Here is a 7,969-nt window from a genome sequence, read left to right on the forward strand (position 1 = left end):
GCGGCCTGATTGTCAACTCCAGCCGTGGCATCATCTACGTGGACAAGACAGAGAACTTCGCCGCCGCCAGCCGAAAAGCAGCCCAAGAAGTGCAGGCACAGATGGCGGAAGAGTTGAAAAAAGTGATTAACGACTAACGCTTAATGTTCGAAAGAAAGATTATCAACGACCCTGTCTTCGGGTTCATCAACATACCAAAGGGGTTGTTGTACGATGTTGTACGACATCCCCTTTTGCAACGTCTAAACCGTATCAAGCAACTGGGGTTGTCCTCTGTCGTATATCCCGGTGCGCAGCATACACGGTTCCAACACTCTTTGGGAGCCTTCTACCTAATGAGTGAGGCCATCCAGCAACTTGCCACCAAAGGAAACTTTATCTTCGACAGCGAAGCCGAAGCTGTGGAAGCCGCTATCCTGATGCACGACATCGGCCACGGACCCTTCTCCCACGTACTGGAAAATACCATCGTGCAGGGCGTCTCCCACGAAGACATCTCCTTGATGCTGATGGAACGTATCAACAAGGAAATGAACGGACAGTTGACACTCGCCATTCAAATTTTCAAGGATGAATACCCCAAGCGCTTCCTGCACCAACTGGTAAGCGGGCAACTGGATATGGACCGCCTGGACTACCTGCGCCGCGACAGCTTCTATACCGGAGTGACCGAAGGCAACATTGGCTCCGCCCGCATTATCAAGATGCTGGATGTAAAGGATGACCACCTGGTAGTAGAGTCCAAAGGCATCTATTCTATTGAGAACTTCCTCACCGCCCGCCGCCTGATGTACTGGCAAGTCTATCTGCACAAAACCTCCGTTGCTTACGAGAAAATGCTGATTAGCACCCTGCTCCGCGCCAAGGAACTGGCAAGCCGCGGCATAGACCTCTTTGCCTCACCCGCCTTGAAATTCTTTCTATACAACGACATCAGCCGGGAGGCATTCTACAACAATCCCGAATGTTTGGAGAATTTCATTCAGTTGGACGATAATGACATCTGGACTGCCCTCAAGGTATGGAGCCGCCATTCGGACAAGGTTTTGTCCACCCTGAGCGCCGGCATGATTAACCGAAACATCTTCAAAGTCGAGATTTCTACCGAACCTATTAGTGAGGAACGGAAAAAAGAACTAACTTTGCAAATCAGTGAACAACTGAACATCCCTCTCTCCGAAGCGAGATATTTCATCTCTACCCCCAGCATCGAGAAGAATATGTACGACGAGGCAGATGACAGTATTGACATCCTCTACAACGACGGCAGCATCAAGAATATTGCCGAAGCATCGGATATGCTCAATATCTCTCTTCTGTCCAAGAAAGTAAAAAAGTACTACTTATGCTACCAACGTTTGCATAGATAAGTATAAAATATTCACCTCAGGACAAGGAAATATAAAAAAAAAGTCCGTTATTTGCGTTTTGAAACCATCTAACAAGAATAAGACATGGAGTTCTCTGCTAAACAAATTGCAACATTTATCCAAGGAGAAATTGTTGGAGACGAGAATGCTACCGTTCACACCTTTGCGAAAATCGAAGAGGGAATACCGGGAGCCATCTCCTTTCTATCCAACCCCAAATATACCCCCTACATATACGAAACCCAATCAAGCATTGTTCTGGTAAACAAGGACTTTGTTCCGGAACAAGAAGTGAAAGCCACCCTGATTAAAGTGGACAATGCGTATGAAAGTCTTGCTAAATTGCTAAATCTTTATGAGCAAAGCAAGCCAAAGCGGGTGGGAATTGACTCTCTGGCCTTTGTTGCCGAGACAGCTAAAATTGGCAAGGATGTTTACATTGCGCCTTTTGCCTGCATTGGCGAATACGCAGAGGTGGGAGACAATACGGTCATTCATCCGCACGTCACGATTGGCAGCGGTGCCAAAGTGGGCAATGACTGTATTATTTACGCTAACTCCACCATCTACCACGATTGCCGGGTAGGAAACCACTGCATCCTGCACTCCGGTTGCGTTATCGGTGCAGACGGTTTCGGCTTCGCCCCCACTTCCGAGGGCTATGAAAAAATACCGCAAATAGGTATCACTATCCTGGAAGACCATGTGGAAATCGGTGCCAACACGTGTGTGGACCGTGCTACTATGGGAGCCACCATCGTACATAGCGGCGTGAAACTGGATAATTTGATTCAAGTGGCACACAATGATGAAATAGGCTCCCACACCGTAATGGCGGCGCAAGTAGGTGTAGCAGGTTCTACCAAGATAGGAGAATGGTGCATGTTCGGCGGGCAGGTAGGCATTGCAGGTCATATTCATATTGGCAACAAAGTAAACCTTGGCGCACAGTCTGGTGTTCCCAGTAGCATAAAGGACGGTAGCCAGCTTATCGGTACCCCTCCTATGGAGCTGAAACAATATTTCAAGGCATCCATCGCACAAAGAAGTTTGCCGGAAATGCAAGTGGAACTGCGCCAGCTCCGCAAAGAATTGAATGAACTTAAACAACAATTAAATAAGTAACCAATGTTAAAACAAAAGACTCTAAAAGATAGCTTTTCGCTTAGTGGAAAAGGTCTTCATACGGGACTTGACCTAACCGTTACTTTCAATCCTGCTCCGGATAACCATGGATACAAAATCCAACGTATCGACTTGGAAGGACAGCCTACCTTCGATGCCGTTGCAGACAACGTATCCGAAACTACCCGTGGAACTGTAATCTCCAAAAACGGAGTAAAGGTGAGCACAGTGGAGCATGGTATGGCAGCCCTCTATGCATTGGGTATCGATAACTGCTTGATACAGGTAAACGGACCGGAATTTCCCATTCTGGACGGAAGCGCCCAATATTATGTCAACGAAATAGAGCGCGTAGGCACTGTAGAACAAAATGCCGTAAAAGATTTCTATATCATCAAGTCCAAAATTGAATTCCGTGACGAAACAACCGGCTCTTCCATCATCGTGTTGCCGGACGAGAACTTCAGCTTGAATGTATTGGTATCATACGATTCCAACATCCTCCCCAACCAGTTTGCAACGCTGGAGGACATGACGAAGTTCAAGGATGAAATCGCCGCAAGCCGTACTTTCGTGTTTGTACGCGAAATTGAGCCGTTGCTGCAAGCCGGTCTTATCAAGGGCGGCGACCTTGACAATGCGATTGTTATTTACGAACGCGAAATGTCCCAGGAGAACTATGACAAGCTGGCCGACGTGATGGGTGTTCCTCATATGGACGCCAAACAATTGGGATATATCAACCACAAACCTTTGGTGTGGCCCAATGAATGCGCCCGCCACAAGTTACTTGATGTCATCGGTGACCTGGCCTTGATAGGCAAGCCCATCAAGGGCCGTATCATCGCTACCCGCCCGGGACACACTATCAACAATAAGTTCGCCCGCCAGATGCGCAAGGAAATCCGTTTGCACGAAATACAAGCCCCTACCTACGACTGCAACCGCGAACCGATTATGGATGTAAACCGCATCCGCGAACTTCTGCCTCACCGTTACCCGATGCAATTGGTGGACAAGGTCATAGAAATAGGTGCCAACTACATTGTAGGTGTCAAGAACGTAACTTCCAACGAACCTTTCTTTCAGGGACACTTCCCGCAGGAACCCGTAATGCCCGGTGTGTTGCAGATAGAGGCAATGGCACAGACGGGAGGTTTGCTTGTACTGAATTCAGTAGATGAACCGGAACGTTACTCCACCTACTTCATGAAGATTGACGGTGTGAAATTCCGCCAGAAAGTGGTACCTGGAGATACCCTCATCTTCCGTGTAGAGCTGATGGCCCCCATACGCCGCGGCATCTCTACCATGAAAGGCTATGTGTTTGTAGGCGAAAAAGTTGTCTGCGAAGCAGAGTTTATGGCGCAAATAGTTAAGAACAAATAATAAAATTTACGATTAGACTATTTACGATTTACGATTCAAATTACTCGTGAGAATTATCACATTCGGATAAAATCGTATATACAGTAAATCGCAAGTATTCTCAATCGTAAATCGTAAATAGCTAAATCGTAAATAATATGATAAGTCCCTTAGCGTATATTCATCCCGAAGCCAAAATCGGGGAAAACGTAGAGATTGCTCCTTTTGTTTTCATTGACAAGAATGTGGTAATCGGTGATAACAACAAGATTATGGCAAATGTCAACATTCTGTACGGTGCACGCATCGGCAATGGAAACACCATTTTCCCGGGAGCCGTTATCGGTGCCATTCCCCAAGATTTAAAGTTCAGAGGGGAGGAAAGCACTGCTGAAATCGGAGACAACAATATCATACGTGAAAACGTAACTGTCAACCGCGGTACAGCTGCCAAAGGCAGAACCATCGTCGGCAACAACAATCTCCTGATGGAAAGTGTACACGTGGCCCACGATGCTCTGATAGGCAACAGCTGTATCATTGGCAACTCTACAAAAATGGCGGGTGAAATTGTCATCGACGATTATTCCATCATCAGTGCCAATGTACTGATGCACCAATTCTGCCATGTGGGCGGTTATGGAATGATACAAGGCGGCTGCCGTTTCAGCAAGGACATCCCGCCGTACATCATTGCCGGACGCGAGCCTATCTGCTATGCGGGAATCAATGTGGTAGGGTTACGCCGCCGTGGCTTCTCCAACGAGACCATTGAGAAAATCCATGATGCCTATCGTATTATCTATCAAGGCGGTCTGAACAATACGGATGCCTTGAAGAAAATCGAGGATGAAATGGAAATGACACCGGAAATAAGCTATATCGTAAACTTTATACGTGAATCAGCCCGCGGCATTATCCCCGCAGGAAAATGAAAAACGTATGATTTACACAAAGTCAGAAATCATAAATTATAAATCATCATGATCTACAGATTTACAATCATCTCTGATGAGGTGGACGATTTTGTCAGAGAAATACAGATAGACCCGGAAGCTACCTTTTATGACTTCCATGAAGCGATTCTAAAGTCGGCAGGCTACACTAACGACCAGATGACTTCTTTCTTCATTTGCGATGATGACTGGGAGAAAGAGAAAGAAATTACGCTGGAAGAAATGGATGACAATCCGGAAATGGACAGTTGGGTGATGAAAGAGACCCAGTTGAGCGAACTGGTTGAAGACGAGAAGCAGAAACTTCTCTATGTATTCGATTATATGACTGAGCGCTGCTTCTTCATCGAGCTTTCTGAAATCATTACCGGAAAGGAAATGAAAGGAGCCAAATGCACCAAGAAGGCAGGTGAAGCTCCCAAGCAGACCATTGATTTTGAAGAGATGGCAGCTGCTGGCGGTTCCCTTGATTTGGACGAAAACTTTTACGGCGACCAGGACTTCGATATGGAAGATTTCGACAAAGAGGGTTTCGGCGGTTTGGACGAAGCCGGAAACTCCTTTGAAGAAGAGAAATATTAAACAGACATACCATACAGATTTCTTTTAGGCACGGATTACACGGAAACACACGGTTGTTATTGAATATTCCGTGTAATCCGCGTAATCCGTGCCTATTTTTTTACCCGCATGCACACCCTAATCGTACTTATCGGTCCCACCGGAGTAGGCAAAACAGAGCTCAGCCTCCGATTGGCAGAACATTTCCATACTTGTATCGTCTCGGCCGATTCGAGACAACTCTATGCAGATTTAAAGATAGGCACGGCTGCCCCTACACCGGAGCAACTGCAACGGGTACAGCATCACTTCGTCGGTACCCTGAAGCTGACAGACTATTACAGTGCCGCCCAATACGAAGCGGAAGTGATGAAGCTGCTGGAAGACCTGTTTACAAAGCATAACACCGTACTGCTGACCGGAGGCTCAATGATGTATGTAGATGCAGTCTGTAAAGGAATTGACGACATTCCGACCGTAGATGCCGATACACGCCAGCTCATGCTGCACAAATACGAAACAGAAGGTCTGGAAAGACTTTGTACGGAACTTAAGCTGTTGGATCCGGAATATTACAAAATAGTAGATTTGAAGAATCCCAAACGCGTAGTCCATGCTTTGGAAATCTGCTACATGACGGGAAAGGCCTACACTTCCTTCCGCACTCAACAAAAGAAAGAACGCCCCTTCCGTATCATCAAAATAGGATTAACACGTAACCGGGAAGAGCTTTATGAACGCATCAACTGCCGGGTGGACCAAATGGTGGAAGAGGGTTTAGTGGAAGAAGCGCGCATGGTCTACCCGCATAAAAGTCTAAATTCCCTAAATACAGTAGGCTACAAAGAAATATTCAAGTACTTGGACGGCGAATGGACATTACCCTTTGCCATTGAGAAGATAAAGCAGAACTCACGCATCTATTCTCGTAAGCAAATGACCTGGTTCAAACGGGACGAGGAAATCCGCTGGTTCCACCCTAAGCAGGAAAGGGAAATACTGGAATACTGTCATTGCTCCATCAAAGGCGTATAAGCCTTTCGGACAAGTACTTCCACATCTTGATAGAGCTTCTGCATTTCTTGAGAATCAATGCTTCCTTGCTGTCTCCAACTGTCCAACAATGGGCATGTACGGCGAAACACCTCTGCCTCCACCGGAACAAGCTGTTGCATATAGCCGTTATTCTCCATATTGTACAGTTTTTCCCAATTCAGATAACGATTGGTTCCCATTCCCTGATTGTAACAGAAGACATTATTGGAAAGCCGGAGTGACCAATCACTGAGCGGAGCGGCGGCACACGCCTTGTCCCAACACACCATCGAAGGCAGAAATTTATCCGCATCCTTCACCCAAAGTGGCACGGCAATGCCCGTAGGAGGATATCCCAGCAGTGTCCACATCGTAGTAAGTTCCGCCTTCTCACCCTGTTTTACGCCCTGCACCACAATGGAACAAGAAGTACTGTTACGGGGAATAAAATCCTGGTCGACAAACCAACCGGAACCTTGCGGGCGATTAAACTTCCCGCTCTTCAAATCAATATCGAGCATGCCGTTGCGAAACGAACGTGAAAGATCATTGAATATACCCTGCGGTGTGATCCCTCCCGTTGCAGAAGCCCTCATCAGTACCCTGTCTGCCTCCATATAGCGTACATAACCTGCCCCCCGATTTGCTTCACCGGCAAAAGAGAAGTTGGTACGGGCAATGTAGCCGTAAGGAGCATCTTTGGGATTATTGGCATCATACATCGTATATTTATAATAATCCACCTCAAATACGGCGGCACCGCCTTGAGCGTCGATTACGCCAAAATTAGCCTCTATCAAGCTGGGCTTGGAAATAGTATCAAGGAAGTGACGGAAATCCTCCACCGTGGCACAAACCTCCAAAGCGCGGTAGATAATCCTCCCATTGGCTGCCCCCCGTTCTTCCCCATCTTTCACTTCCACCAGATTGTAGGATTGGGTGTTCATCAAGGCAAAGCCGGCAGAATTGGTACCGACCCATGCCTCCTTCAAATCAGGAAAGTTGTCACTATTCACATCAGCAATGAAGTTATACTTCTCCCCTTTTATATAAGCAACATGATTTCGCAGATAGTCCGTATCACGGTTTTTCCATAGCAACGGACGGCCGTCAGGAGTAACCTTTCCAGAAACGACGGCAGATGTACAAGCCAGAACCGGCTCAGCAGTGAGTGCCGCAAGCAGTCCCCATATTAAAAAAAGATGTTTTATCATAACCTTGCCTTCCTTAGATTTATATTCGCAAAGGTATGATAATCTGTGAAAGGGCAAAAGAAATCCTCTGAAATCCTTATCCCCTATTCATCAGGAAAGAATTATTCGCTGACAAGTTTCTGCAACTTATCCTGCATATACCGAAGTTTCGCAGTTCCAGTACCTTGTTCTATATGACGGATAATGCCTTTCTTATCCACCAGTATAGTGACCGGCATACCACTCACATGAAAGGTCTCGAAAAAAAACAAGTCATCGGCTATCTGGGTAAAGAGGAAAGGACGGCTCTCTACAATTTTCTTTATTTGTGCAGCACTGTCAAAAGTCGTAGCAAGATAGG

General features: G+C 46.5%; 8 protein-coding genes and 1 pseudogene. 7 read left to right on the top strand and 2 right to left on the bottom strand.

The features are described 5' to 3' along the window. The 7 genes and pseudogenes from ABUA47_RS21115 to miaA all read left to right on the top strand — a co-directional run. Window positions 1–137 (top strand): annotated as a pseudogene (locus ABUA47_RS21115) (orotidine 5'-phosphate decarboxylase); the annotation flags it as partial. 6 nt (window positions 138–143) lie between these two features. Continuing rightward, window positions 144–1,370: an HD domain-containing protein gene (locus ABUA47_RS21120; protein ID WP_005835351.1), complete on the top strand. Its 1,227-nt coding sequence runs from the start codon at window positions 144–146 to the stop codon at window positions 1,368–1,370. A gap of 84 nt (window positions 1,371–1,454) precedes the next feature. Beyond that, complete coding sequence (lpxD, locus tag ABUA47_RS21125; protein ID WP_005835349.1) at window positions 1,455–2,495, top strand: UDP-3-O-(3-hydroxymyristoyl)glucosamine N-acyltransferase; 1,041 nt, start codon at window positions 1,455–1,457, stop codon at window positions 2,493–2,495. Between the two features lie 3 nt (window positions 2,496–2,498). Continuing rightward, complete coding sequence (locus ABUA47_RS21130) at window positions 2,499–3,884, top strand: bifunctional UDP-3-O-[3-hydroxymyristoyl] N-acetylglucosamine deacetylase/3-hydroxyacyl-ACP dehydratase (protein WP_005823709.1); 1,386 nt, start codon at window positions 2,499–2,501, stop codon at window positions 3,882–3,884. Window positions 3,885–4,021: 137 nt separating this feature from the next. After that, window positions 4,022–4,798 (top strand): acyl-ACP--UDP-N-acetylglucosamine O-acyltransferase, encoded by a 777-nt coding sequence (gene lpxA, locus ABUA47_RS21135; protein WP_005823711.1) that lies wholly within the window; start codon window positions 4,022–4,024, stop codon window positions 4,796–4,798. A gap of 48 nt (window positions 4,799–4,846) precedes the next feature. Then, on the top strand, window positions 4,847–5,401 hold the full coding sequence (locus tag ABUA47_RS21140) for an IS1096 element passenger TnpR family protein (protein WP_005823714.1): 555 nt from the start codon (window positions 4,847–4,849) through the stop codon (window positions 5,399–5,401). A 108-nt stretch (window positions 5,402–5,509) separates the two neighbouring features. Further along, the gene (gene miaA / locus ABUA47_RS21145) at window positions 5,510–6,415 is read left to right on the top strand and encodes a tRNA (adenosine(37)-N6)-dimethylallyltransferase MiaA (RefSeq protein WP_035450004.1); all 906 of its coding nucleotides are present in this window, start codon (window positions 5,510–5,512) and stop codon (window positions 6,413–6,415) included. Here miaA and ABUA47_RS21150 read toward each other — a convergent pair. Both ABUA47_RS21150 and ABUA47_RS21155 read right to left on the bottom strand, forming a co-directional pair. Beyond that, window positions 6,391–7,629: a carcinine hydrolase/isopenicillin-N N-acyltransferase family protein gene (locus tag ABUA47_RS21150; RefSeq protein WP_035450006.1), complete on the bottom strand. Its 1,239-nt coding sequence runs from the start codon at window positions 7,627–7,629 to the stop codon at window positions 6,391–6,393. The two genes, miaA and ABUA47_RS21150, sit on opposite strands and share 25 nt — an antisense overlap. A gap of 101 nt (window positions 7,630–7,730) precedes the next feature. Next, window positions 7,731–7,969 (bottom strand): peroxiredoxin family protein (locus tag ABUA47_RS21155; RefSeq protein WP_410520193.1); only part of this gene is annotated, 239 nt, incomplete at its 5' end.

It is taken from the genome of Bacteroides sp. RTP31139st1_H2_RTP31139_211217 (genome assembly GCF_040227615.1).
GTDB lineage: Bacteria > Bacteroidota > Bacteroidia > Bacteroidales > Bacteroidaceae > Bacteroides > Bacteroides uniformis.